This is a genomic window from Trichocoleus sp. FACHB-90 (assembly GCF_014695505.1).
Classification (GTDB): Bacteria; Cyanobacteriota; Cyanobacteriia; order Cyanobacteriales; family FACHB-T130; genus Funiculus; species Funiculus sociatus.
In genome coordinates this window covers 217,851-243,219 of sequence record NZ_JACJOK010000069.1, presented here as the reverse complement: position 1 = coordinate 243,219, position 25,369 = coordinate 217,851, and the positions used below count along the sequence as shown (strand labels likewise).

The window sequence follows — 25,369 nt, the reverse complement described above, 5'->3', positions numbered from 1 at the left end:
GTTTAAATTAATATCAAATTCGGTGCAAGACTTCGTATTTTGCACCGGATTTTAATATTAGTCAGAACGCGGTGGTAGTTCAGAAGGTGAAAGCGAATCAGGATCGCTTAGTGAGGGGGAACCAGGGGCGGGTGATGTGGTTGCACCAGGAGCGGCGGGTGAGGCGGCGGCACCAGGGGCAGGTGAGGCGGCGGCACCAGGGGCAGGAGGGGGAGATCCTGCACCCCCATCTGGCGATGCTGGCGCACCCGCAGCAGGCGGTGGAGCAATCGGTAGCGGTGGTGGAATGGGTGGAGCTGGGACTAACGTTGGTGCGTTTGAACCTTGAGCGCCTGGAGCCGGAATTAAGGGTGGAGGAGCTGGAGGAGGCGGCGGCTCAAAGGTTTCAATAGTAACTGAGCGACTAATTTGTTCGCCAGCAGCATTTGTCACTTGCAAGGTAAGAGTTTCGCTACCGGGTTTTTGGCTGATGGTGTAGGGGAGACTACCAGAAGTCAGGACGTTTCCAGGTGAGGGAAGCAGCTGCACTTTTATATCTTTGCCGCCTTCTACTTTCCAAGAAATTCTAAAAACTCCCCCAGGTTTGTTCTTATTGATTGGAACAAGATATTTTGCCAGAGCCTCTTGATTATTGATTTTAAATTCTACAATTTTGGAGGGCTGAGCTTGAATTTTAATAGCATCAGTTTTTTTAGTATCTGATGGTTCTTCTTGTCCGTTATTGGGAATTACTGCGAGTTCAAAAATGTAGTCTCCGGGTTTACGGGCATCTGTAGGTACATTTTTGCATAAGAGTCCAACTTCGATGGTACAATATTTCTTCAAACCTACGGCAATGCCTTCACTGAAGTTATAACGCTTCAAAACACTTGTGACTTCACCTTCAGGCGATCGCCCGATTAGCTGCAATTCTTTGATTTGATCTCTGTTGATAATTCTCCAATTGAGGAGAATTTTATCGTTCGGAGTGTTATTAGGTGGAACTGCTAATCTTTCTTGGTAGACAGGTAGGCTAGAGGAAAACTCGACAATTTTTGGAGGAGCTATCGGCTCGATTTTAATTACATTACTTTTTAAAATATTAGATGCTATGTCTTTATTATTTTTGGGAAATGTTTTTAACTCAAAAACATAGTCCCCAGGTTTGCGGGCATCAGTACGCACATTTTTGCAGATTAGTATCTGCCGAATAGCGCAGAAGGACTTGAGCTGATCTGGAACTCCTCGACTGAAATCATAAGATATTGGTTCAAGGGCAGCTGTACCATCAGGTGATTGACCAGTAATGGTTAGCGAGTTTAGTTGTTGCGGGTTGCGAATTTGCCAAGAGAGGCGGATAAAATCACCTTCAGCGGCTTGATAGAAATTGTCTTGAGAGCCGAATTCAATAACTTTTGGTGATGGCTTTGGCTTAAAGAATAGCAACCAAACGAGGAATGCGATCGCAGCGACAGTTCCCAATACAGTGAGCAACACCAGCAAAAACTGCCACCAAGGACGCGGCTCCCAATACAAAGTCCCCTGAGGCGCATCATTAATTAAAGGCAACTGCTGGGTATCTTCAATTTCAACGCCGAAGTTGATCAGCCGTCCTCCCCCATAGATTGGGCGACGCCACCATTTGAGCGGTTTTACCTTAATTTCCGCCGTAGCTAAGGAAAAAGGTGCTATCCGCAGCATGGTTGGCAATACTGTGTAACTACACACGTCCTCCTCATCTAAACTTTTAGCTCGGACAATTACTTCCCGCGATATGTTACCGGAATTGTTCAACCTAACCTCATACAGTCCGGCTAAACGCCGCACCTTGCCCACCAAGCTGCGAAATTCTACAGTCAGCAGGTAAGTCGGGAGAATTTGTAAGTACACCACATCCAGCAACACCAAGTCTGGATTGTTCGCAGAATATAGCCGCACAGTGGGAAAGTAAGTTCCCGCCACAGCGTCCATTGGCGGATTCAAAAACAGCAGAATGTCGCCCTTCTCTCCGGGGTTAAGGTCTAATGCAGTGGCAGATGTTACTAATCCAGGTGAATTTAAACCCTCTGGATAGCGCACGGTATACCATTTTTCATTCAGTTCCGGACACGTCAGCCGAAAACGGTCTACTCGGTCAGAGCGGTTATGTATGCTCACCGCGACTTGCAACAGCGCTCCAGGTTGCAGAAGGGCAGGTGCAGCAGAGCTAGTAGGTGGTGAAAGACTAAAAGTAGGGTCGCTGACTCGGATAGCAGCCTCAACTGGCGGCAGAACCTGAAGTCGGCTGTTATGTCGAATCGGAGTATCTTCTGGGTAGTGTAGTGGCGCATCAACCACTAAAAGGTAGTTGTAGGTGCTGGGTTTAGCCTCCAGTGGCACCTGAAACTGAAATATAACCTCGCTGGTAGAGTTGGCACCCAAAGCCAGCCGCTCATGGGGATTAATACACCAGTTGCGGGGATAGGATACTTCATCGATAAAAATATCAATTAAGGCGCTCTGATTGCCCTTGTTACTTACGGTGACGCACAGATCGAAGTTACTCCCGGCTACGAGGGCGTAATCTCCACTGGGATTAAGGATGACAGAGAGGGGATTACCAGGAGCCAAAGCCTGTTGGATAGTCTGCTGCTGGGTTCCTCGTTTGGCAGCAAGACGAATCCGGTAGCGTGCTTCGCCTGCAATTTGCATTTCTTGCACGAAGCCTTGATCTACCAACTCGTCCATAATAGCGATCGCATCCGACTGTGTGAAGTCAATGCGCTCTGCTACCTCAGCCAAGCTGACATCTGATTTTTTTCGCATCATCCATTGGACAATCTGCCGCTGCTCGTCAGGCAGCGTCAGTATATCCACCACATTCAGACCGCCGGAGCCTTCCGGCTCTTGTCTCCCCGTCCCTGCCCCAGAAGGGTTCAAGTGCTGCCTCGTCATGTTTCCCCCTCTACAAAAAAGTAGCGATTGGGGACTAGGGACTGGGGACTGGGGACTGGGTAAGACTTTTTCCTCTTCCCCAATCCCCAATCCCCAATTCCCAATTCCCAATTCCTCTTCCCCAGTTCCCAGTTCCCAATCCCCAATCCCCAGTCCCCTTTTCCCCAATCCCTATTCCTGGTTCCCGCACTGCGCGTTACGTTGTCGCTCCACACGGTCTAATTTCACCTCATGATCATCACTTCCACTAGCCACTAAAATATATTTCCCTGTCTGCTTAATATCAACACTATTGATCTTTTCAGACTCCTTCAAAGACTGATCGATTTTTTTCCCTTTCGAGAATTGCGGATCGCGCTTACCTTCAGCCGTCAGATACCAAAGCATCACTTTTCCATCATCCCCGCCACTTGCCAAGTAGCAACCATTAGCACTCAGAGCCACCGAACGAACTGGTTTGCCGCCGTGACCATCAGACCATTCATCTAAAACCTCACAAAGCCCCTTTTCGGCAAGGCATTGTTGCATATTCCACAAGGTAATGTAGCCTTGGTTATCAGCAGTTACCAAAAGATTAGGGTTGTATTCAGCAGTATCCAAGCTGACAATGTAATCTTCCTGACCGCCTTTGCGGGGATAGGACACCCGCCCCCATTTGTCCTTTTCTAAGTTCCACGCTACCAATTGGTTATAGCGTCCGCCAATCATCAGGTTTTTACCTGCTTTCCCCACCAGCGCTAGAGAATTCACCGCAAAGTCAAATTTCTTGCCCCGAAGAGGTTGATTGTTAGGCGTGCTAATGTTGGTGCGTTCCACATCCCACACCAGCACCAAACCGCTACCGTGACCACTGAACAGATAGCGCGAGTCTTTCGAGAACTCTAAAGCCAAAACCCGGTCATCTTTTTGGTAGGAGAAAGAACTTATCGGGTTTCTCCCATTACCCAACACATCCCACAGTTTTATTTCCCCATTTTCCAATCCTGCCGCCATCAGATCGTTGTCTACAGGTTTATAACGAACAGTTCGCACCCCCTTTTCGTTTCTTCCAATTACTCCCAGCTGTTGGTTGATTAATGGATTGAAAAAGCCTGCACTCAGCCATCTAATCGTAGTTTGGTCATTAGAACCGCTGACAATTTGTTCGCCCACTCCATTGAATTGCACAGAAGTAACAGCTTCCTTGTGACCCCAAAATGGGTTTTTAGGGTTCAGCCACGAGAGCCACCAGAGCAGGAATAATAATAAAAACCCACCTACCAACTGCATCCAAATTGGTACAACAGGTAAAACACGCAATTTCAGGATTTGAGTGTCGTTGCGTACATCCAATCTATCGTCCGACACCACAGCCTTGACTTCAAACAAAAATCTTTGCGGCAATATCCCCAACCAGCGCCGCCGCTTCTTGTTAGCCACCAGCAACAACTCGGTTGTCTCACCCGGAGCTAGTTGCGAACTTTCAGGAATCACCTCTAACTTAAAGGCACGCGGCTCTTCTGCGTGGACTTCAACACTCACCTGCTGAGTTAAATTGCTGGCGTTGTCGAATTGAATTTTATAAGTTGCAGCGTTCGATTTCCAGTTTTTAAATTGCCAGCGGTTGCCAATGGGTATCTGATGTAAAGCTGGGGTACAAAGGAAGTCTATAAACCCCCCAGGAGAAACTATTATCGCCCCTTGGATACTAGATGAGGGGCCGTTTACCTGTTGGCATTCGATGGTAAAAGGGTATGTTCCGCTGGGAGCGAGTCCGGCGCTCGGTAATTGGCATAAGAAAATTGTCTCTGTTTTGGTGGCAGCAGGAACTAGCAATTTTCGGTCAGTTCCCTCTATCAACCAGCTGCGTTCTACACCTAACAAATGCAGTACAACATTCGCGGGTGATTGACTGGGATTATAAACGCGGACTGGTATTTCTAGCAGGTCTGTCGGATGAGTTTTAAATTCTCGGACTGGCAGTTCCAGCTGCATCGGTATAGATCCGATTCCCTGCTCAACCGCTAGACGTAAAAGTTGTCTTTCTTCCTCCCGCAGTTCCAGGGAGAAAATGCGTACTGTGATATTCATTTTGCCGACAAACCCCGGAACAGGTGTATCGGTAATAGTCACATAAAATTTTGTACTATCTCCTGGCGGTTTTTTAGCGCTTATTCCTGGTGAAAGGTTGTACCAACGAGAACCTAAGTTACCATCGGTACCAGCGGCTAGAAGCTCTACTTGAAAAGTCGCAAATTGTTCGCTTTCATTGGTAACACTTACTTCAAAGGAAGCTGTGTTTCCTCCTGGCTTTAATCTGAGTACCTGTGTGGAGATACTTGCACTAATAAAACTCTTTGCCATAGTTTTTTGTTAGTAAGAAATGCCTAATAACTCAGGCAACTTGCCTGGGTTGCTTATGATTAATTTAAAATTGGAGTTTGTCAAAAATAGCTTGCCTTTTAGAAACAGGCGTTTCCGGAGCGATCGCTACTACACTTCCTGCTTGTATTAACTGCGTCATTTGTCTTCGAGCTTGGGCAAAATGTAGAAGGTTAATTCCTAGTTCTTGGGCGGTACGGATGGTTTCTCGCGACAGGAGAAGCTTGTCATCTAATCCCCAAGCTGCTGACAGTTCGCCAATTACTAAAATGATTCCTCCCCCATAACCTATTTGAATTTGCTGATTATTCAATGTAGGTAGCGCTGCAAATAAAAAAGGCTTGGTGCGTAAAGGGTGGTTTCGACTCAGGCGTTTGATATCTTCTAGAGGTGTTCCTAGTTGTTGGGTGATAGCCATGACACTTTCTATCAGGTTTATGGCATCTGTGGGAGCATCTACTAGGAGAATACCGCCTGTATCTAAATAATTTCTCAAAGCTTCAAATTCTTGTTGGTTCAGATAAAGAGATCGCTTACCAGTTAGGTAAAGTAGGTCATAATCTGAAATTTTAGAGTCTGCTAAAGTTACTCGTCCAATTGTGTCTTCTCCCTGTAAACTTGGGTAAAGAGCAGCAACAGAATCTAGCAAATAGGAAAGATTAGTAAAACTGCGCTCGTCGGCGGGTTGCGATCGCATTATATGGGCAACTCGGACAACTGCTGCTGGACGCGATCGCGCAACTGTTCGGTAGCGCAAATCTAAACTATTAACTGTCGGGAAAAATACATCCTTGGGATTCTCTAATTGTTCCGCCTCTGGTTGCAGGAGAATTCGACACAATTCAACTTCCAAATCACTAGGCGGAGTCATTTTTTCGTCAATTCTAAAAGTTTCTCTTTCAAATTCACGCGACTCTTTCCGACGCAATTTCTCTGGATCTACATAACTAACCACCAAATAAACCATTTGGGGATTTTGTGCCATCTCACCCGACACCCGAAATTCAATTGGTTCGGGAATTACAATCGGATTTCCCATTAAATCTATGGCAATTCCCGGCTGAATTTGCAGCCAACGTCCATCCCGGAATTGCGGCGCGACATCTGCTGGCGCTGAAATCAAATGTACGCCTAAACCAGAGACAATTCCTGGCTGATTCAAGGACTGATAATGAATATTTTGGCGCTGTCGATGGTACTCATGCGATCGCCGCCAGCGGTCGGCGTTCATTAGTAGACCGTCTGTGACGTGTAAGCGCTCTAAGGGGTTGGTGGATGGTGGGGGAAACATAGTTGCTAAATTGCTAATTGCTAATTGCTAATTGCTAATTGCTTTTTTGTTACTATTAGCCCTTAACCTGTTTCGATAGTAAGTTCGTAAGTACAAAAAGCTGGCTTTTCCTGTTCAATGATGTGGCGCACTAATCCTTCATCAATTTGTTCGAGTCGGTCAGGACGCAGACGTACAATAAAGTGATACGGTCGCCCGCCGCCTAGCATAGAATCTTCGCTAAGGTGTGTTTCTCCTAATACAAAACCTCTACCAAAGATTTCTTCAATACAAATATGTTTCTCAGCTTCTTGGGGTATGTGGTCGTCTAAGGGCAAATCTGTATAGAGATGCAGATAGTGGCGCAAACCCCGCCTTGTCCCGCGCCAGCGGTAAAGTTCCACAGCTTGTCGGATTAGATAGCGCTGCCTGCTTAGACTCCAGGGGGGGTTCATGGGCCAAGCTACCCAGTGGGCGAGAAAAGGTAGCATCGCCGCAGGCGCAGTCAAGGGGTCTAGGTAAGCCCACAGAGCATCCATAGACTGCACTGCGGGTTCAAAAGTCTCCTCAAAAATTTTCAAGAAGCGACCAATAAAGTCTACTTCTTGATAGAGTGCTGGCAAAAAATTCAGGTAGAGACTGCGAGGACGTATATAGAGGTTAAAGGCTGCGGATTCAATTTGTTGCCTGCCACTACCTTCTTCTACGTAATAAACATAAAGACGGCTCTGATAATCAACTACCAGGGTTTCATCCGTCGCCAAAGATTCATTATTTTCAAAGAAGTTTGCTGGAACTTGGAAGTATAAAACTGCATCCATCTGCTGACCGGGAGCAATTTCGTGTCCTTCCATACCGATGCGACACCACTGTGGCGGGAAGCCCTCAATTTCCAGGTTGACTTGTAAGTTACGCCTTCCCAAATTTTCTAGCTGCACAACCATTTCACTTGGTTCTTTAGGATGCACAACCAGATCGCAACTGGTAACTTGCCTGCTATTTACGCCGCCACTCATCAACTGCGGACGATCAAAAGCATTTCCCACGGGCGCGATCGCTTGACTGATCTGCATGGGGGTGAGTTGCAGGCGGAGAATTTTACTGTGGGAAGTGCTTTGAGTCATGGTCAGAACTGAGTAAGGAGGAGTGAGGACTGAGTAAAACAGTAAAAGAGTGAGGAATAAGTAGAAATTTCGATTTTTTTACTTTTTCCTGTGTTGCTTTTAACTTTCCTTGTTCATACTCATTCCTCATTTCTGATACCTTAATCCTCTTTGCACTACAAGTTGAGGTATTTACTGGATAATATTAACGACGTGACCGGAGCGCAGTCGATTATTCTGCCAAGAACAGACTAAACCGAGGGGGCCCGGATCGATGACGGGGTTTTGGGGTAATGTTCGCACCCAAGTTTGTTCCTGCTTACGCAACTCAAACAGCTGGACAACACCTAAATAACGCACACCGGGGATTTGCTGAAATAAGGTGACAATATCTGAAGGATAGACGGGACGACCGAAAGGCCAGCCTGTGCCATCCATGCCTCCGGTAAGTGGATTTAAAAAGCGGTACAAAGCGACGCGCAATTTTAAGAGAATGTCTTCTTGGGCGCGGGGATTTTTGTATTCTGGCTCTAGTGCTACTTCGGTTTGAACTGCGACTCCGACATATTCGGGTGCTTGCAGTTGTACGTGGACTCCCAGTAGTCGGCGTTCGTCCAGGTAAGCGTGAATTTGTTCTTTGAGTTGGGGAGTGAGGGAAAGTAAATCGGGGTGAATGCCAACGCCTTGCGCGATCGCATCTGTATTTGCTTGCGGCACCAGCAGCATTCGTACTGTCCCGGCTTGTTCGCTGGTACTTGGTGGCAAGCACAGGGTGCGGGCAACGGCACCGCCACCAGCTTGTAGCGTCAGTACCTCGAAGTCTTCTGGGGTGACGGCGCGATCGCGAGTTCGGAGCATTGCAGGCACTCTGATTACCGCATCTTCCAAAGATTCGGCATCGGCTCCGTTGCGGGCGGGTGTATGATTTATTACTCTGGCAACGTAGGGAAGCGCTGACTTTGGTACGGTAATTGTCCCCCGTTGGACATTTCCTTTGCGACCGCCGCCTGTGCGATATGCAACCATGCGAATCACGGAACCTTTGGGAGGTACTGCGCCATATTGACGTTCTAGCGATCGCACGTCTGCGGGGATTGGGGTTTGGGCATTCAGCATTGGGGATTGGGAATTGATCGCAGCACGTCCCCAGTCTCCAGCCGTTTGCGTCCTAGCACGCAACTGCGTCTGCTGCTGGAGGTGGGCTGGCTCTCGAATCAAGGGGCCAAACTGAACCAACCCGGTACGCGAATCGATTGTGTAGTGCAGATCCTGGGAACCAGATTCGGCAAAATCACTTACCTCTGTCCAAGTTTGGGGTAATGCTCCCGGCGGACTCACCAAAATGTATTCATCTTCCCGGCGAGTCAAGATGGGAACCCCCTGCAATTGGAAAGTCTGACCGGGCGAACCGTCACTCTCTCCCAGAAGTTCATTTCTAATTATTTCACTTTGAGAAGCACCCACGCTGCCGCCAATCGCTCTGGCAGACAGACCCACAATTCGGGGGGAATTACTGTAACCTGGTTGCGTAGTGTCTATATGACTGTATACGCAACGCAGCCACCGCCCCTGATAGGTGAGGAAGTGGGACACGGGCCAGCGCTGGGGCATATGCAGGACTACATCTGCGCTTTGGATGGGATTGCTGCCAGTGCGATCGATTTCGCTAAAACTGAATCCTTTGGTGCTATCATCTGATTCCTGCAACAGAACCTGCTGCCAATAGGCACCATTCCAAGCTTCCCAGCGACGGGGAGGAGCCTCCGGGTTAATGCCAGTGGAGGTAGCTGCTTCGCCTTTGAATTTGAGTGCTAGAACATTACCTTCGCACTCGTCCTCTGGGTTGAACACCAGATAAAAGCAATTTCCCGGCTGGGGTTGGTCGTCAAAGATCGAGAGATTTGTACCCGCCCATTCGCCATTAGGTCGGAATGTCCAGAGATTCGTGAAGCGATCGCGCAACATCTGGGGTGTATCTTCCACACTCTGCGCCGTCAGAAAGTGGCGGATGTTAGGCTTACCAATCACCAACGGACGATCGGTGCTGAAAACAATCGCCGGATCGGTTTCTGTCCGCAATGTTGCCAACTCCACCCCAGATGGAATAGTGTACGGATCGGGCAATGCAGCACTTAGGTAAAAAGTCAAGTCTGTCTGAGCCGGAACCGGAGCTTGCAGGCGAACCCCTAATAACTCTAGAAAAGCAACATAGTTGCGACGGGGAACCTGATTAAACCGCAGCAACATTTGGTCTGTCAGCCACGCAAATAGCTCAATTAGGGTGATTCCAGGGTCGCTGGGGTTGTAATTCGTCCACTCTGGACAGTAGCGAGGAATCCGCAGAATGCACTCATCTACTAAATCTTTGAATGTCCGATCGTCTAAATCGGATTTCGGTAACTTGGGTAAAAAATCAAAATCCATTATTAATAATTAATAGGTAATAGGTAATTGCTAAAAGTTAAGAGGCGAGGAATTAACACTTAAGAGTTATTAATTCAAAACTGCTCATCTCTTAACTATCATTCGCCCCGTTCAGGTAGAAAGGATAAACCAAGCTCCCACGATCGTAACTGCCCTTAGCGTGGTACTCAATAATAATATCCACGCGGCCGCGAATCGGATCGGGTTCAGTACGCACCACATCCAGAACTATGCGAGGCTCCCACATTTCCAGAGCTTCCTGTACGTGAAGACGCAACAGCAGCAGGGTTTGGGTGTTCATGGGTGCAAAGACCATTTCCGACAGACGCGATCCAAAATTAGGTCGGTATACCCTTTCACCTATCTGAGTTTGCAGGATAATCCGAATCGACTCTTCGATGTTTCGCTCTGCCGAACTGAGTTGAAGCCCTCCCTGTACGTTCACCCGTAGTGGGAAAGACCAGCCCGTACCCAGGTGGCTGTGCTGCCTATCAGTTCCTTCTGGCATACAAGTGACTTTTTGCCTAGCATCGCAGTCACTTTACTCTAGCTGCTCTTTCCAAGAGTATTCGCCAAAAGTCGAGTTACTCTTAACAACGCTTCAGAATTACTAAGTTGTAGGTTGAGTCATTGGAACGAAACCGAACACAGTGCTGGGTTTCGTTCCTTAAAAGGGGAAGTCAATACTTGGAAGAAAATAAATCGCCATGAGCGATTAAGGGATAACTAATACGGTGGCTCCCGTGGCAATAACAGGTAAAGAAATGGGAACTGGAACGGGGGCGGGGGGAGTCACTCCCACAGCCATAGTACCCATGTGAGCTACTGGACGACCGCAAGCCAGGACGGTGACAGAACAAGGCATAGCTAGAACGCCAGTGGCTATTGTCGGGCCTGCGACGGCATCTCCCATACAAGCGATAGGTCGTCCCATAACTAGCACGGTTGGTGCGCCGGGGCCAATAATGGGACTACCGCCAGCGACATCACCGATTACTGCTACTGGTAACATGGCAATCTTCCTTCTGCTAATGGGGCTAATTGCTATTTGGTCGATTGTGGGGGAATTTTTTATGATTAGCCATTAGCCATTAGTAGGGATTAGTAGCGATCGCGCACTATATCACACCATATCAACAGTTCAGTCTAATTAAAGGCGCTGTCATACTAGCTGTGGCAGCTGCCATAATCGCCACCGCCGCACCCGCTTGCAAACTCAGCGCCGCCGCAGACTGCACACTCACAGCCGCACCAGACTGCGCCGACAAAGCACCGCCAGATTGCAGCGACAAAGCCGCACCAGATTTCATAGTGGCAGCACCCCCAGACTTTAAGTCTAAGACTCCGCCTGCTTGAGCGCTTAACTTGGCTGAGGTTTGCAATTCTATGCCAGCAGGAGCCAGTTTTATAATGCTAGGGCCTGATTGCAGCAAAATCTCCATTGGCGCAGAAATACTAATTTTTTGCACCGCCTCCATTTTGATACTATTGGTCATGTCATTCATCAGCACCTTCTGACCGCCGCTAGTTGTGATATCTAACTTCTTACCTTGATCGTCTATGAGTATCTTGTGACCGCCCTTAGTCTTAATTTCGATCTTCTTATTCTGATCGTCTAGGCGCACATAATGACCGTCAGTGGTTTTAATTTCCACAAATTTGTCGCTGTCATTCATGTGTAATTTATGACCGCCTATAGTCTCGACATAGACACCAGCTTTGCTGCTATCTTTATCCTCTTCCACAAACTGCATTTTATGCCCAACACGGGTTTTAATCGTCCGTAAGCGTACCTTACCTTCACCTGAGATACTGTTATCCACTGTTTCCGGCGGCGCATCCTTACCGTTCCAAACCCCACCAATCACATAGGGGCGATGGATGTCGCCGTGTTCAAAGGCTACCAGCACCTCGTCGTTAATCTCTGGCAGACAGTCGAAGCCGCGAGTGGTTCCTGCTCCCACCCCCACTACTCTCGCCCAGTTGCTTTCGTGGGCGCTGGCATTATCTTCTGGAGTCAGGGTAGGAAACTTTACCCTAACGCGCCCCCATTTTTTCGGATCTTTGTTATTGGTAACAATCCCCACTAACATAGTTTGTCCCGGTCGCAGGCGAGTTTGGGGGGATAGAGTTGTCAACAAATCTCCTCCCCGCAAACCTCTGACACTAAACTCGGTACTGTAATAGCGGTCTTGATAGTTTTGACGAGTTTCGGTCACGTAATATTTGCCGCTATACTTTCCCATCCCTGATAGTTCTACTACCCGTCCCGGTCGAATTCGCGGATCTCCCTCAGCTTTTGCATCAGCATAGACAAATTCTCCGCTAAGCTCGTTATACAGGGCTTGAGCTATTTTATCGGCTTCCTTCTGACTGTAGACTGCTTGATCTACCACAATCATTTTCGGTGCCTGATTCTCCAGCCCAAATTTAGTGCTAGTGCTTTTACCTTTGCCGTGTTCTGTATCAGTAATTACTACATCTGATTGACTATTTTTACTTGATGTAATTGCTGTTTTGTTTTGGTAATCCCAACCTCTCACTTCTACAGCACTTACCTGTTCGGCACTGGTGACTCGCACCTGAAAACTATGTATTTCTTGTAACCACTTAAGGGTTAAAGTATCGCCTGCTACAGGTTTGCGGAAATGCAGTTTGCTATCTTGCACAAATAATTCAAAGCCATGCCGCGCCGCCCTTTCCCGCAGAAATTCCATGTTGGTTTGATTTTCTTGGAAAACATAGCCAACCGGATCGCCAAAACCATAAGGGCCGCCACTCTCATCAATTGTGCCAGCTGTCATCCCCACTTCACCGATAATCTGCCGCACAATGTCAGTATCACTCATGTTTTGGAAAGAACGGTTGTAGCGTCCCCGGTGCAGGCGGTGGGATACGTCGTAACCGCGAATGATAACGGGTGCCTGAGATTGACTAGAAAAGTGAGTTTCGATCCCGGTGATTTCCCCTTTGAGAATATCGCCTCGCTGTGCCTCATCAAAGTCCAAATCTTCTGTGGTGCTGGAGGCTAAACCTAGCTGGACAGATTTACCAATTGTAAATAGATTGTCGTACTTCCAAAGCTGCTCGGAGTCGCGACCTGGAAAGTAGTCATTGCGGACGACTAAAGTAAACATTGCCGGGAGATGGAGGCTTTCTTCGACGGAGATTTGAAGAATATCCTCTGCCAATCCCGCCGGAGCATCTTGTCCGTCAATTTTGATTAGGGGACGAGATATGTAACGGATGGTATTTTGTGGCATTTGTATACAAAGTGTAAATAATTTTTGATTTTTAATTTTTGATTTTGGATTTAAGGCTGAAGGGGAATTTTCTTATTTTGGTATTTGAACCTTCAGGGTGATATGAACTATTGTGGCTTAACCCGCACAGACATCAATCTAAAATCTCAAATTCAAAAAAGGAGCTGAGAGCCAGCTTAAAAGAGTCTCTACGTCCTCGCCAATCCTCCAAAGGTCGAATCCAAAGCTTTTTCCTTGTGGTTCCGGAGGAAGCGATCGCTTCCTCCCAGCAAATATAAGCCTACAGGCTAGAAGCCTCGATACTCAAAGAACAAAGCCTACCAACGGTTGCGTTGGCTGGCTTTGTTTGTTTAGCCACGACTTTAGTCGTCGGACATTTTTACTACAGGACTGTTATCTTCGATACTCATCTCCGCAGTCACCAATCGCGTGATACAAATCCCGCGACTGTCCCAGGACAGCATCAATCTGCTGATAATCTGAGTTATCTAACGTCAAATTAAATACTCTGGCGTTGTCTTCCAAATGCTGCGACACGCTTAACCGTGCGCCGACAATTACACCTGCGATCGCTGGCTGAGCCAGAATGTAACGAACCGCTACATTAGCGATACTCACTCCGTGTTTTTGGGCAATTTGCTGGAGAGTTGAAAGTAGTTCTTGAAATAAACTCCAACCACCCCACGCATCTACCATGTTTTTATATTTCCTCAAACTAGCCGTGTTTAGTTCTCCCCCTCGCGGTTCCGGTTTTCCCAAATATTTTTCTGACAACAAGCCGCCGCAAAGCGTACCGTAAGCAAATAGTTTGATATCGTTTTCTTGGCCAAACTGCACCATATTTACTAAAGGACGGCGGTCAATTAGAGAAAACTGCACTTGATTGGAAACGATTTTGATTCCTGCATCAGTAATAATTTTTACGTGTTCGGTATCAAAGTTTGTTAAAGCCAAGTGCTTAATTTTACCTTCCTCTTGAAGTTGGGTCATGTACTTGAGCGCTTCCAAGTAGTTTTCATCCCGGTAATCCCACCAGTGAAACTGCATCAAGTCTAAGGAATCAACTCCCATTCTTCGCAGGGAAATATTAATGTTATCTTCTACCAACTTGCGCGTCATTTTAGTTGGTCTTGGCACCCATTTTGTGAAAGATTGCAAGTTAGACAGCGCCTCGGTTCCACGGGTTTCTACCAATTGCCGCCGGAACTCGCCAATAAAGTCCTCTGCGGGGCCGTAATGGTCTGCTAAATCCCAAGTTGTAAAGCCTGCATCCATGTAGTCAAACATACTTTGGATGGCGGCTTTTGAGTTAATTCGTCCGTGAGCGCCTGATACTTGCCACATACCATTTAGTACGCGGCAGATATTCAAATCTGGGGTAAATTGCAGTCTGCTTGATTCGGGTAGATTCATTTTGACACTTTGTTAGTTTTATGATATTGCCAAAATTATTGTAACGCCCGGAAATTAATTTCCGGGCTAATAGCTAAAGTCGGTTAAAACCGACTCTGATTTAGTTTTTTAGTCAGTTTTAACCGACTTGAACTATGAGCCAGGGGTTTAAACCCCTAGCGGTCTGTGGGCAGAAGAAAAATTTTCAATAGGTAGATTGACATAAAAAACATTATTTGCATAATTGTTCATTTAATTAACTTATTTATAGCAATTCAAGGGTTGGGTGCGATACCTTTCTAGGGGTATGGCATTGCCATGCCCCTACCGAACGTTAGAACCGCAATATATTTCACCCAACAAGGAAACGCAATAAAAAAATAAATTTGAACCCTTCAGGTTTGCACGGAAAATTCTTCTGGATCGATATCCCAATTGATCCAGCGAATCGCTGCACGAGCTGATGTAATATCCGGTGGGACTCGCATAGCATGAATGAAATTTGTGCTAGGACAGGTCATTTTCAGCAAATGAATTGGCTCTTTTTGAGGAGCATCATCATCAAAATCGTCAGGCTCGAAACCATCAATATCAGCATCAAGTTTTAGCAAAGTGTATTCTTGCCAAGAATCTAATTCAGTTGCTTGTAATTCTTGACAAATTCGTGCATAGCCAATCCCCTGAATTAGCACTCGCCTCAGTTCGGCGTTGTCTTCTTCTAAAAGCCATTGCGCCTGCCATTGATGAGTATGCAATTTGCCATATTTTTCAGGCAACTTTACACCGTGATAATAATATCCCGTATGCCATCCATCGGCAAACTGAATCGCGGGTTCACCTTCGGCGTGGAGGCGGTTTTGGTTGTCGAGGGAGATTTTAGTAGGGCGATCGCATACTACACAAACCTTCTCAAACGGGAAAATCAAACCACAATGCTCGAAAAGCTGGTTCAGACAGTCAAATGCTTCCTGTGTCTTTTGGTCGAGAGTGACACCTAACGAAGAAACATAAAATTCAGTTGCGTAGATTTGCTTAAAAAGCTCTGTGGGGGTTACTGGATAAACATCATCTGCATTAAAAGAGCTGGAATCAGCTCCGATGAGTTCTGGAGAGTTATTAATTAATTCATACAACTCCCGCCATGCTTCTTTGTCTCCTGCTGTCTGCTCTGGTGCTATTTCGCTCCGGATACACTTCCACAGCGCTTGAAACGAAAGTCCTTCCAAAAACCATTGGAGCTGCTTTGATAGTGACTCTCCCCACACGAGCAGGGATTTCAGCTTCCCAAATCTTTGTTCTTCTGGTGTATTGTCTAGTTTGAGCAAGTTGAATAGTTGAGTACACCCTGCGTGTGGACTAGGCAAAAAAAGAACTTCTGGTGCTTCTTTGCCAATCGTTGCATAGGCAAATTTGATAGCTTTTTTGGCTTTTTGAAAATCGCTCGGTTTCGTTGAGAGAGTGCGCCATTTCTGTTGAAGCGATCGCAACAAAGTTAGATTAAGGATTGGATTGCCACCGAGATTCAGGCGGATGAGGTTGGTTAACCCAGAAAGCGCACTCAAGTCGGTAATTTGATTGTTACCGAGAAACAGGTGGGTGAGGTTGGTTAACCCAGAAAGCGCACTCAAGTCGGTAATTTGATTGTTGTGGAGATACAGTTGAGTAAGGTTGATTAACCCAGAAAGCGCACTCAAGTCGGTAATTTGATTGTTATCGAGATACAGGTGGGTGAGGTTGATTAACCCAGAAAGCGCACTCAAGTCGGTAATTTGATTGTTACCGAGAAACAGGTGGGTGAGGTTGGTTAACCCAGAAAGCGAACTCAAGTGGGGAATTTGATTGTTGTGGAGATACAGTTGGGTAAGGTTGGTTAACCCAGAAAGCGAACTCAAATCAGTAATTTGATGGTTGTGGAGAAGATACAGTTGAGTAAGGTTGATTAACCCAGAAAGCGAACTCAAATCAGTAATTTGATTGCTACCGAGATACAGTTGGGTAAGGTTGGTTAACCCAGAAAGCGCACTCAAATCAGTAATTTGATTGCTACCGAGATACAGGTGAGTAAGGTTGATTAACCCAGAAAGCGCACTCAAGTCGCTAATTTGATTGTTATAGAGGTGCAGTTGGGTGAGGTTGGTTAACCCAGAAAGTGGACTCAATTCAGTAATTTTATTTCCACTGAGACTCAGTTGGGTGAGGTTGATTAACCCAGAAATTGGACTCAAGTCGCTAATTTGATTGCGACTGATATCCAGCTCAGGGTAGTATGAAAGTATCCGATCCGCTTCATAGCAGTCCCAAGTGCCAGCTTTATGTAACAGCACCTCAACTGTATGTCTTGCTGCTTCTGAAAGGCTTTCTTTGTGCAAACACCAGTCAGCAAAGCTGTTAAAAGTTGTAGTTTTTATTTGCTGTGGTTCAGACATTTATCACCTCTCAACTGAGATTTGTGTTTCTTAGTTATGTGTCAGTAACCAGCAACTTGTTAAGAACGCCAGCCTTTTTCAGCTTGTTCTAACACATAAGCGGAAACAGCTTGGATTTCTTGTTCGCTTAAGCGGTCTTTGTATGCCGACATATTGTTTTTGCCGCTGGCGACGATGGACGCGATCGCATCCGTTGAATCATATCCATTGTTTTTTAAAGCTTTTAGTTGCAGATTTTTCCCCCGTCTAATAATATTGCTGCCATTGATATGACAACCAGCACATTCAACGCTGAAAATTTTGGCACCATTAGCTGTATCTGCCGCTAAAGCATTTGGAATAAATGCAATGGTCAGCATTATTACCATCAATATCGCGATTTTCCCTAACTTATTCAACATTATTCCCCTAATCATTAGCTAAATTAAACTACTTTTAATTATCCGTGCTTTCTCCATCAGATGATTCACTATCTTGCATTGCTTCCTGAAGAAATAGCATAGCCAATCTGTTGTAGGTGCCAGCACCAATAAACTGCGGGTAAGTGTGAGAACGGCTATATACCCATACCACATCTTCACCGTCAAGAATTCGGATATCTTGAAACAAACTTTTGCATTTTGGTTGAAGAGACTTAGCGGTATTCAATGCGTCCGTCCATCTTTCAAACTCTTGGGAGAATCCCGGCGTTATTACTCTAAACATAACTTTGTGCTGCTGGGCTTTCTTAGTTTGTCATTCCTCAAAGTGACTCAAAGGAAGCCGAAAATCCTTCCAGGGTTAAACTCTCGTCTTGGAAGGCTTCCGCGTCCCCCACATCTTCAACCTGGTATTCCATGAAACGCTTACCATCGGGCATTTTTTTGGAAGAAATACAAGTATTTTGATACTTGTCTGCGATCGCTAAAAATTCCTTCCCATGTCGTTTCCAGTCATCGCCTGAGCAGGTGACAGTTACCAGCCACATAATTTAATCTCCATTAATATTGTTTTGGTTGCAGTACACTCTGTAGATGTGGAAGGGAATTTTACTGTTGAGGTGCAATTAATTTGGCGCTGTTAGTGGAGTTATCCCAGACTATCCAAGCCAATTTATTGTCTAAATCATCTGAACTATTTGTGACCTTAAAATATATCTTTTCTCCGTTCCTAGGTTCAACCGCAAAGTCGGCTTTTTCAGCGTAGACTACTTTAAAGCCTTTGTCTCTAAGACAATACATTGCCCACGCTTTTAGCGTGTGTTTTTCTGGCTCAAATTTTATCGGAGGCTTGGTAAATATTTCCTCGATTACCTTAAATAGCTGCTGCACTGGTTTAACTCCCATCAGGCACTTTTCTTATCATCAGCGACAAAGGTAAGACTTTCAAGCTTAAATTTATTCTGGATCGCAGCGGATCTCGACGAGAAACCCATCTGGATCGTAGAAGTAAATGCCTCGTCCGGTAGGGCGACTAACCGGGCCATGATCGATCTGCACTTGATTTTGCTTTAGCACCTCGACGGCGCGGTCGAACAATTGCGGATCGATGTCAAAGGCAAGGTGATTGGCGCGGGTAAAAGCGCGATGGGGGTTTCCGTCTGGCGGTGACAGTTCCGGTTCCCAAAACAGATCGAGGACGGTGCCATCTGGGGTGACGAAGTTGGTCACTTTTCCATCTGTCACAAGAGATCGCAATGTTGCGGGAACTTCTTCGCCTGTCAGTTCGTGTAAACCAAGTATAGCTCCGTAGAAGTGACGGGAAGCTTGCATATCTTGAACGTTCAAGGCTATATGGTGTACTCGACGCAGATTACCTGGGGTAAGAGCAATATTCTGAGATTGAGGGCTAGAAAGCATGGTAGTAATCGCAACCTTTCATTACTTAAGATAGAAGCTAGACTTTTATCTTTAATTTTATTATTTTAAATTAAAAATTAATTATGCAGTTTGATTATTCTCTGGATTTCAAAAATATCAATTTTCGCGATCGCCCTGAACTTTATCGAGTTGGCAAGGGCGAACAAGGGGTGCTTTTGGTGGAGCCATACAAAGCCGAAATCCTTCCCCATTGGCGGTTTAAAACTCCGGATATCGCTAGGGAGTCTAGCGAAAAAATCTACCAATTGTTTCTGGATTATCTGGAGCAGGATGATTTTATTGGGGCGGATATGGCGCGGAAGTTTTTACAAATGGGTTATACGCGATCACGTCGCTATGCCAATCATAAAAGCGGCAGAAAATATAAGTCAAATCCTCAAAAAGAAGATTCTAAAGAAGCCCAGCTTACAGCCAGAAAAGATATTTTACCAAATGAAGTAGACCCGGTGAAAGCTGAATCTGCGGCAATATTCAAAGAAAAATGGATGCAAGCCAAGACCAATGAGAAGTATTTACAGCTTTTAGCAAAGCATAAACAGATGTACGAGCAAGGATGAAATAAAAATAAACCCCAGCGAATAGAATTCGCAACCGCACAAACCAAATCCGCCTGCGCGGACTGTACAGACTCGTGTCTCTACAAATAGATTTAACACCTGTGTATGCAGTTTTTTTTCTTACAGGGCAATTCTAGTTTCCCCAAGGTAAAACTTAATCCTTTATGTCAGTTCAAATATTGACACACAATCAACCGAACTTTTTCGGAAACGTTTTCTACATTGGTGTAGTACACAATTAGTTTAGCAACAACAATCAAAATGCGTATTCATCGTCAATCAATGCTATTTGTCAGCTTATCTCTGACAACTTTGGGAACAATTACTTCTGCTAATCACGTCATAGCTTTATCCCAATCTTCCGCGTCAAGCCAAACAGTCACAACATCACAGAAAATCCTAGCCCAATCAACGCAACTTCCCTCTAAGTGTGTCTACGACACTAGAAAAACAGTGCAAACTGTGAAAAGTCAAAAGGGCAAGGTGACTCTGGTTGCTAACAATTATGTAATTGTTACCGAAGGCGTTAATGGAACAAGATTTGTTACTTGCAATCTTCCCGATGCTTTCAAAACAGAGGGAAAAGCAATCGTATTCAGCGGTGAAGTAAAAGAAATCTATCCTACTGAACGTTTGGTGGGTACACCGTTTAAAATTACAGCGATCGCATCCAGCACCCCAACCCCAACTCAGTCTATTCAAAGCTTACCAAATGGTGACTACAGATTTTGTAGCAAGTCGCCTTCAGCGGACACAGGTAACGGAGATACAGGCTATTGTTATGTATTCAATAAAAGAGGAAATCGCCTAGTCGGAGACTTTTACGATTCCAGGTCTTTGGGCGAAGTAAGCGCCTGTGTTAGCGGTACGCTCAACAATAAAACTGTTCGCGGCGAAGCTATAGAATTGGTAGGAGATATTGGGAACCGCAATATCCCGCCAAATTCACGAGGAAATAGACTGGTTAATTGGGATAGCCAAGGTTATTTGAAAGTTGCGAGAGCCACTCAAATTGGCAGGAATGCTACCACCGGGAGTAGAAAAATTCGCTATCGCGATGCTGTACTCAAATTAGATGGTTTTTATCGCTATAGCCAATCAGCAAAAGGCGCACCTACCAACTGTATTAACCGCTAATATAGGTTACTTGTAAAAGTAAGCGATTGAGAATGCGATCGCTGTAGGTTGAAACTTACAACAAAACCCTACCATTGCTTAAAATGGTAGGGTTTTGTTGCTTCAAACCCACCTAAACTTTTATTTTTTAACAAATAAAAAGGAGGTATCCTAGCACAGGTAGCCTCCTTTTTATTTACTTAATCTGGTCAGGAGCGATCGCTTATCCTTGAGGTGGTAGCAAAACCGTGTCAACGACATGGATAACGCCATTGTCAGCTTCGATATCCGGTGTCACAACCATCGCAGCATTCACCTTGACTCCGCTAGAAGCATCAATGGTGAGGTCTGAACCTTGAACGGTTGTAGCTTTATCCAGATTGACCACATCAGAAGACATCACTTTGCCAGGGACAACGTGATAGGTCAGAATTTTGGTCAGTTCAGGAATATTCGCCAGCAGAGAATCTACTGTTCCGGCGGGAAGCTTGGCGAATGCCTCATCGGTTGGTGCGAAGACTGTGAACGGCCCGGGCCCTTTGAGGGTGTCTACTAAGCCCGCAGCCTGGACAGCAGCGACTAGGGTCTTGAAACTTCCAGCGCTAACGGCGGTATCTACGATGTCAGCCATTTGTTACACCTAATCCCTAAAAACGTTTCCTTAACAAATGTAAAGGACTTTTAAGTTTTATGATGTCGTCCAAATTACATTGAACCAAAACTCGTTCCCCCTCCACAGGACAAGGTTTTGAGGCAAATAAGTATGTCTTTAGAGAGAAGACAATAGCTGACAATTGTTGCTTTTGTTACACTAGCGCTGGCATAAGTATGCTATCAATCACGTGGATAACGCCGTTGTCGGCTAAGATATCTGCTTGGAGAACCTTAGCGTCATTGACTTTGAAGCCACCGTCGATTTTATCAATTCCGACAATGCCGCCCTCAACTGTTTCAGCGGAATCTAGTTCAACCAAATTGTCTGTTCTGACATCGCCAAACAGGACGTGATAAGTCAGAATTTTCTTGAGTTTGGGGATGTCTTCCATCCAAGAAGTGATGGTGTCAGAGGGAATCTTGGCAAAAGCTTCATCGGTGGGTGCGAAGATGGTGAAGGGGCCAGGACTTTTGAGAATATCTAATAAACCAGCAGCTTCAACAGCACTCAGCAGGGTTGTGAAAGATTCGGCGTTGGCGGCAGTTTCTAGAAGGTCAGCCATGTGTTTTGATGATTTCTAAGTATGTATCCTGTTTAGGGATACAGGTTAAAAGAGCAAGAGCGCATCTTTCTGGAGTTGCAAGTAAGATGAAATTGGTAGCGATCGCAACTACCAGCGCACTCTCGAAGGGTGCGATCACGTAAATTTTGTTTGTTTAGCCCCGACTTTATAGCGTTTCTCAGTTGGGTGGAATATATGGCGGTTGTTTTGTTGTCACCACGTTGGTAGGGACATGGCATTGCCCCTTGGTGCCAACTTAAGCCCTGGCGACTGGAAGTCGCGGCTAAACAAACTCAGTCCGCCTACCCTTCGGGAACGCTAAAGCGATCGCGGACTGAGGAAATATCAAGGTTCTTTTAACCCGCGCAGGCGGGTTTTGTTTGTGTAGCTGCGGTTTCAACCGCCAAGCTAACGTTAAGTTGTCGGCGCAATAACTCAACTACTGGAACGAATACCGCGCTGCTGGAGTTGCTGAATAAAGAAGTCTTCCAGGGAGGGACGAGAGAGGTTCATGGCAATTAGCTGGGCGTTCATGATGCGGAGGCTAGCGAGAAACTCTTGGGGTTCGCCTTTTAAATGACCGTACCAACCGTCATGGTCAAATTCTAGATCGGGTACCCAGCGTTTGAGTATATCCAGGTTGCCGCCTTTGCCTTTGACATGGTAGGCTTCGGCTGTACCGAGGAGGTCGTTGAGGGAACCGCCGCAAATTAATTCGCCTTGGGCAAGGATGGCGACGCGATCGCATATTTGCTCGACTTCCGCCAAAATGTGACTATTGAAGAAAATTGTCTTGCCTTGCTCTTTGAGAGATAAAATAATCTCTCGCATCTGGTAACGCCCCATTGGGTCGAGTCCAGACATCGGCTCATCTAAAAATACCAGTTCTGGGTCGTTGATTAACGCCTGAGCCATGCCAACTCGTTGTAGCATTCCTTTAGAATACTGACGCATTTGCTTTTTCCGGGCGGAGGCTTGGGCTAAACCAACTAAGTCTAACAGTTGGGGGATGCGGTGACGTTGCACTGAGGCGGGGATTTGAAATAACCCGGCGGCAAACTGTAAAAACTCCCAACCTGTGAGAAAATCGTAAAAATAGGCGTTTTCCGGGAGATACCCGATGCGTTGCTTAACGATGCGATCGCCTACAGGTTTTCCCAACAAGAATCCCCGCCCAGAAGTCGGGCGCACAATCCCCAGCAGCGTCTTCAACAGGGTAGTTTTTCCGGCACCATTTGGCCCTAGCAAGCCAAAAGTTTCTCCCTGATAGACCGTCAGAGTGCAGCTTTTTAAGGATTCGATTTTTTGATTCATCCAGAAGCCAGTACGATAGACTTTTCGCAGTTGAGAAGTTTGCACTACTGGTTCGCGGTTGACAGTAACGAGTTCCCCTGGTTTATCGACAACAGTATCCATATCTATATCAACGACATATCGCAGCTGTGGCAACTAAGTATATTAATTCCCTATTTTGCCTGGTTTCATATCAGTTAAGAATAGTGTATGAAGTTAATAATATTTCGAGGTAACTTATGGATCGTTCAAAAATAGTTGCAATTGTCGCCGGGGCGATTTCTATAACTCTAGCTCTTGCCTACCTGCTGCTGGTACAGTTGCTAGACTTCCGGCGGGAGATGATTCCCGCACCTGTAAGTATACTGCCGCAAGCAGTGCAAGTTGCCCAAATACCAGTCGATTTGGGTGTAGAAATCTCGGTAGTGGTATAGAAGTAGTGATAAATCCACTTTCACCCCCTACCGTACAAGGCTTTTAGCATTGAATATCACTACCTGTTTACCACTACCGAAATCTCGTCTACACCGTCTCTACAACCGGAAGGTAATGTCTAATCGTAGTTATGGCATCCTGGGAACGGGTGCCTTGGGCGGGTATTACGGTGCTAAACTGCAACGTGCGGGGCTGGATGTGCATTTTTTGTTGCACAGCGACTATGAACACGTTTGTCAGCATGGTTTAGTTGTGGAGTCTCCAGACGGAGATTTCAGCCTGCCTCATGTAAATGCTTACCAAGATGCTGCTAAGATGCCACCTTGTGATGTGGTAGCGATCGCTCTCAAAACTACGCAAAATCATCTTTTACCTCAGATGCTACATGTTGTCAAAGATGATGGCGTTGTCTTGGTTTTGCAAAATGGTCTGGGTGTTGAGGCGGAAGTTGCCGAAATTGTGGGTTCGCAACGTGTCATCGGCGGGTTGTGCTTTCTCTGCTCTAATAAGGTAGGCGCAGGACATATCCACCACCTTGACTATGGCGAGATTAAGCTTGGCGAATATACGCCCGATTATAGTCCCGGCGGGATAACTGGGCGAATGCGTCAGATTGCTGATGACTTTGAAAATGCTGGTATCCCTATCCAACTCGCTGAAGATTTGCTGCTGGCGCGTTGGCAAAAACTGGTGTGGAATATTCCTTACAACGGTCTTTCTGTGGTTCTCGATGCTACCACAGATGAGTTGATGGCGGATAGTCACACCTGTGCTTTAGTTAAGCAATTGATGGATGAAGTCGTGGCGGGTGCTAAAGCGTGCGATCGCATTATCCCAGATAGCTTTGTGCAAAAGATGCTCGATTACACGCTGAAGATGAAGCCGTACCGCACCAGCATGAAAATAGACTACGACGAAAAGCGACAGATGGAGGTGGAAACCATGTTTGGCAACCCGCTGAGAATTGCTAAAGCTGCGGGCGTTGATTTGCCGCAAATCGCTATGCTTTACCAGCAGCTAAAGTTTTTGGATGCTAGAAATCGCCACAATTAGAGATTTTCTTGAGCAGACAGATTTCCATTATTTAATAATACATTATTTTCCGAATAAAACAAGTATTAAATAATACTTAATCATGAAAAAACACCCCTTGGAAAATCCAATTTTTACAGTCCAAAACGTTCTGTCAAAAGCAGAGTGTGCCGAGTATATTGCCCTGAGCGAGAACATTGGCTATACTCCTGCTGGTCTCACTGTAGGACAGGACGAATACCTCATGGCTCCATCAATCCGAAATAACGATCGCGTGATTTTGGATAATCAAGAGCTTGCAGAAAGTTTGTGGCATCGTGTGGAAACTTCTGTTCTCAGGATTGGTAACTGGTGTGCAATTGGGCTTAATGAGCGCTTGCGATTCTACCGATACGATCCGGGTCAGCGCTTCGCACCGCATCACGATGGTAGTTATTGGCGAACAAACGGCGATCATAGCCGTTTGACTTTTATGATTTATCTAAACGAAGACTTTGAGGGAGGTGAAACTCGGTTTTTCTCACCCTACGTCTCTATAGTTCCAAAAATGGGTATGGTTTTGTTCTTCATCCACGAAATAAAACATGAAGGCGCACCCGTCATTCAGGGTCGGAAGTATGTACTGCGGTCGGATGTGATGTACACGTATTGCGAGAAAAGGGAAATCGGGGGAAGTTGACTTTAAAAGAAGGGCGATCGCTTTTTTCT

Annotated in this window: 23 protein-coding genes; 5 read left to right on the top strand and 18 right to left on the bottom strand. The window is 45.9% G+C overall.

Annotation, left to right across the window (positions count from 1 at the left end; genetic code table 11):
- Positions 1-57: 57 nt before the first annotated feature.
- The 15 genes from H6F74_RS20595 to H6F74_RS20525 all read right to left on the bottom strand — a co-directional run bounded on the left by H6F74_RS20595 (position 58) and on the right by H6F74_RS20525 (position 18,990).
- Positions 58-3,081: a hypothetical protein gene (locus H6F74_RS20595; RefSeq protein WP_199301453.1), complete on the bottom strand. Its 3,024-nt coding sequence runs from the start codon at positions 3,079-3,081 to the stop codon at positions 58-60.
- A 3-nt stretch (positions 3,082-3,084) separates the two neighbouring features.
- Positions 3,085-5,256, bottom strand: coding sequence for a hypothetical protein (locus H6F74_RS20590; protein WP_190444040.1), 2,172 nt, complete (start codon positions 5,254-5,256; stop codon positions 3,085-3,087).
- Positions 5,257-5,320: 64 nt separating this feature from the next.
- Positions 5,321-6,565 carry a DUF4159 domain-containing protein gene (locus H6F74_RS20585; protein ID WP_190444039.1) on the bottom strand — a complete coding sequence of 415 codons (1,245 nt, stop codon included), beginning with the start codon at positions 6,563-6,565 and terminating at the stop codon, positions 5,321-5,323.
- A gap of 62 nt (positions 6,566-6,627) precedes the next feature.
- Positions 6,628-7,668, bottom strand: coding sequence for a phage tail protein (locus tag H6F74_RS20580; protein ID WP_190444038.1), 1,041 nt, complete (start codon positions 7,666-7,668; stop codon positions 6,628-6,630).
- A 171-nt stretch (positions 7,669-7,839) separates the two neighbouring features.
- On the bottom strand, positions 7,840-10,071 hold the full coding sequence (locus H6F74_RS20575; protein ID WP_190444037.1) for a putative baseplate assembly protein: 2,232 nt from the start codon (positions 10,069-10,071) through the stop codon (positions 7,840-7,842).
- 91 nt (positions 10,072-10,162) lie between these two features.
- Positions 10,163-10,579 (bottom strand): GPW/gp25 family protein, encoded by a 417-nt coding sequence (locus tag H6F74_RS20570; RefSeq protein WP_190444036.1) that lies wholly within the window; start codon positions 10,577-10,579, stop codon positions 10,163-10,165.
- Between the two features lie 207 nt (positions 10,580-10,786).
- Complete coding sequence (locus H6F74_RS20565; RefSeq protein WP_190444035.1) at positions 10,787-11,083, bottom strand: PAAR domain-containing protein; 297 nt, start codon at positions 11,081-11,083, stop codon at positions 10,787-10,789.
- Between the two features lie 121 nt (positions 11,084-11,204).
- A complete protein-coding gene (locus tag H6F74_RS20560) occupies positions 11,205-13,334 on the bottom strand; it encodes a VgrG-related protein (RefSeq protein ID WP_190444034.1) in 2,130 nt (709 codons plus the stop codon).
- 393 nt (positions 13,335-13,727) lie between these two features.
- On the bottom strand, positions 13,728-14,747 hold the full coding sequence (locus H6F74_RS20555; protein WP_190444033.1) for an aldo/keto reductase: 1,020 nt from the start codon (positions 14,745-14,747) through the stop codon (positions 13,728-13,730).
- Positions 14,748-15,121: 374 nt separating this feature from the next.
- Complete coding sequence (locus tag H6F74_RS20550) at positions 15,122-17,152, bottom strand: leucine-rich repeat domain-containing protein (protein WP_190444032.1); 2,031 nt, start codon at positions 17,150-17,152, stop codon at positions 15,122-15,124.
- Positions 17,153-17,211: 59 nt separating this feature from the next.
- Positions 17,212-17,520 (bottom strand): cytochrome c6 PetJ, encoded by a 309-nt coding sequence (gene petJ / locus H6F74_RS20545; RefSeq protein WP_347269538.1) that lies wholly within the window; start codon positions 17,518-17,520, stop codon positions 17,212-17,214.
- Positions 17,521-17,587: 67 nt separating this feature from the next.
- Positions 17,588-17,857, bottom strand: coding sequence for a hypothetical protein (locus H6F74_RS20540; protein ID WP_190444030.1), 270 nt, complete (start codon positions 17,855-17,857; stop codon positions 17,588-17,590).
- Positions 17,858-17,894: 37 nt separating this feature from the next.
- A complete protein-coding gene (locus H6F74_RS20535) occupies positions 17,895-18,119 on the bottom strand; it encodes a hypothetical protein (protein WP_190444029.1) in 225 nt (74 codons plus the stop codon).
- 61 nt (positions 18,120-18,180) lie between these two features.
- Complete coding sequence (locus H6F74_RS20530; protein WP_190444028.1) at positions 18,181-18,477, bottom strand: hypothetical protein; 297 nt, start codon at positions 18,475-18,477, stop codon at positions 18,181-18,183.
- A 51-nt stretch (positions 18,478-18,528) separates the two neighbouring features.
- Positions 18,529-18,990, bottom strand: a complete 462-nt coding sequence (locus H6F74_RS20525; RefSeq protein ID WP_190444027.1) for a VOC family protein — start codon at positions 18,988-18,990, stop codon at positions 18,529-18,531.
- 83 nt (positions 18,991-19,073) lie between these two features.
- On the opposite strand from H6F74_RS20525, the gene H6F74_RS20520 reads away from it, so the two are divergent.
- The gene (locus tag H6F74_RS20520; protein ID WP_190444026.1) at positions 19,074-19,568 is read left to right on the top strand and encodes a DUF4385 domain-containing protein; all 495 of its coding nucleotides are present in this window, start codon (positions 19,074-19,076) and stop codon (positions 19,566-19,568) included.
- A gap of 261 nt (positions 19,569-19,829) precedes the next feature.
- Complete coding sequence (locus H6F74_RS20515; protein ID WP_190444025.1) at positions 19,830-20,705, top strand: hypothetical protein; 876 nt, start codon at positions 19,830-19,832, stop codon at positions 20,703-20,705.
- Between the two features lie 202 nt (positions 20,706-20,907).
- On the opposite strand, the gene H6F74_RS20510 is transcribed toward H6F74_RS20515, so the two are convergent.
- The 3 genes from H6F74_RS20510 to H6F74_RS20500 all read right to left on the bottom strand — a co-directional run bounded on the left by H6F74_RS20510 (position 20,908) and on the right by H6F74_RS20500 (position 23,317).
- Positions 20,908-21,315: a fasciclin domain-containing protein gene (locus H6F74_RS20510; RefSeq protein WP_190444024.1), complete on the bottom strand. Its 408-nt coding sequence runs from the start codon at positions 21,313-21,315 to the stop codon at positions 20,908-20,910.
- Positions 21,316-21,490: 175 nt separating this feature from the next.
- Positions 21,491-21,901: a fasciclin domain-containing protein gene (locus H6F74_RS20505; RefSeq protein WP_190444023.1), complete on the bottom strand. Its 411-nt coding sequence runs from the start codon at positions 21,899-21,901 to the stop codon at positions 21,491-21,493.
- Between the two features lie 435 nt (positions 21,902-22,336).
- A complete protein-coding gene (locus tag H6F74_RS20500; protein ID WP_190444115.1) occupies positions 22,337-23,317 on the bottom strand; it encodes an ABC transporter ATP-binding protein in 981 nt (326 codons plus the stop codon).
- Positions 23,318-23,433: 116 nt separating this feature from the next.
- Here H6F74_RS20500 and H6F74_RS20495 point away from each other — a divergent pair, with 116 nt between their 5' ends.
- The 3 genes from H6F74_RS20495 (at position 23,434) to H6F74_RS20485 (ending at position 25,340) form a co-directional block, all read left to right on the top strand.
- Positions 23,434-23,628, top strand: a complete 195-nt coding sequence (locus H6F74_RS20495) for a hypothetical protein (protein WP_190444022.1) — start codon at positions 23,434-23,436, stop codon at positions 23,626-23,628.
- A 115-nt stretch (positions 23,629-23,743) separates the two neighbouring features.
- Positions 23,744-24,682 (top strand): putative 2-dehydropantoate 2-reductase, encoded by a 939-nt coding sequence (locus tag H6F74_RS20490; RefSeq protein ID WP_190444114.1) that lies wholly within the window; start codon positions 23,744-23,746, stop codon positions 24,680-24,682.
- A gap of 82 nt (positions 24,683-24,764) precedes the next feature.
- The gene (locus H6F74_RS20485; protein ID WP_190444021.1) at positions 24,765-25,340 is read left to right on the top strand and encodes a 2OG-Fe(II) oxygenase; all 576 of its coding nucleotides are present in this window, start codon (positions 24,765-24,767) and stop codon (positions 25,338-25,340) included.
- Positions 25,341-25,369 lie beyond the last annotated feature (29 nt).

Excerpts from the sequence above, each read along its gene's own strand:
- H6F74_RS20590 (WP_190444040.1), bottom strand. The coding sequence starts at position 5,256 with ATGGCAAAGAGTTTTATTAGTGCAAGTATCTCCACACAGGTACTCAGA.
- H6F74_RS20585 (WP_190444039.1), bottom strand. The coding sequence starts at position 6,565 with ATGTTTCCCCCACCATCCACCAACCCCTTAGAGCGCTTACACGTCACA.
- H6F74_RS20580 (WP_190444038.1), bottom strand. The coding sequence starts at position 7,668 with ATGACTCAAAGCACTTCCCACAGTAAAATTCTCCGCCTGCAACTCACC.
- H6F74_RS20575 (WP_190444037.1), bottom strand. The coding sequence starts at position 10,071 with ATGGATTTTGATTTTTTACCCAAGTTACCGAAATCCGATTTAGACGAT.
- H6F74_RS20570 (WP_190444036.1), bottom strand. The coding sequence starts at position 10,579 with ATGCCAGAAGGAACTGATAGGCAGCACAGCCACCTGGGTACGGGCTGG.
- H6F74_RS20565 (WP_190444035.1), bottom strand. The coding sequence starts at position 11,083 with ATGTTACCAGTAGCAGTAATCGGTGATGTCGCTGGCGGTAGTCCCATT.
- H6F74_RS20560 (WP_190444034.1), bottom strand. The coding sequence starts at position 13,334 with ATGCCACAAAATACCATCCGTTACATATCTCGTCCCCTAATCAAAATT.
- H6F74_RS20555 (WP_190444033.1), bottom strand. The coding sequence starts at position 14,747 with ATGAATCTACCCGAATCAAGCAGACTGCAATTTACCCCAGATTTGAAT.
- H6F74_RS20550 (WP_190444032.1), bottom strand. The coding sequence starts at position 17,152 with ATGTCTGAACCACAGCAAATAAAAACTACAACTTTTAACAGCTTTGCT.
- petJ (WP_347269538.1), bottom strand. The coding sequence starts at position 17,520 with ATGGTAATAATGCTGACCATTGCATTTATTCCAAATGCTTTAGCGGCA.
- H6F74_RS20540 (WP_190444030.1), bottom strand. The coding sequence starts at position 17,857 with ATGTTTAGAGTAATAACGCCGGGATTCTCCCAAGAGTTTGAAAGATGG.
- H6F74_RS20535 (WP_190444029.1), bottom strand. The coding sequence starts at position 18,119 with ATGTGGCTGGTAACTGTCACCTGCTCAGGCGATGACTGGAAACGACAT.
- H6F74_RS20530 (WP_190444028.1), bottom strand. The coding sequence starts at position 18,477 with ATGGGAGTTAAACCAGTGCAGCAGCTATTTAAGGTAATCGAGGAAATA.
- H6F74_RS20525 (WP_190444027.1), bottom strand. The coding sequence starts at position 18,990 with ATGCTTTCTAGCCCTCAATCTCAGAATATTGCTCTTACCCCAGGTAAT.
- H6F74_RS20520 (WP_190444026.1), top strand. The coding sequence starts at position 19,074 with ATGCAGTTTGATTATTCTCTGGATTTCAAAAATATCAATTTTCGCGAT.
- H6F74_RS20515 (WP_190444025.1), top strand. The coding sequence starts at position 19,830 with ATGCGTATTCATCGTCAATCAATGCTATTTGTCAGCTTATCTCTGACA.
- H6F74_RS20510 (WP_190444024.1), bottom strand. The coding sequence starts at position 21,315 with ATGGCTGACATCGTAGATACCGCCGTTAGCGCTGGAAGTTTCAAGACC.
- H6F74_RS20505 (WP_190444023.1), bottom strand. The coding sequence starts at position 21,901 with ATGGCTGACCTTCTAGAAACTGCCGCCAACGCCGAATCTTTCACAACC.
- H6F74_RS20500 (WP_190444115.1), bottom strand. The coding sequence starts at position 23,317 with ATGGATACTGTTGTCGATAAACCAGGGGAACTCGTTACTGTCAACCGC.
- H6F74_RS20495 (WP_190444022.1), top strand. The coding sequence starts at position 23,434 with ATGGATCGTTCAAAAATAGTTGCAATTGTCGCCGGGGCGATTTCTATA.
- H6F74_RS20490 (WP_190444114.1), top strand. The coding sequence starts at position 23,744 with ATGTCTAATCGTAGTTATGGCATCCTGGGAACGGGTGCCTTGGGCGGG.
- H6F74_RS20485 (WP_190444021.1), top strand. The coding sequence starts at position 24,765 with ATGAAAAAACACCCCTTGGAAAATCCAATTTTTACAGTCCAAAACGTT.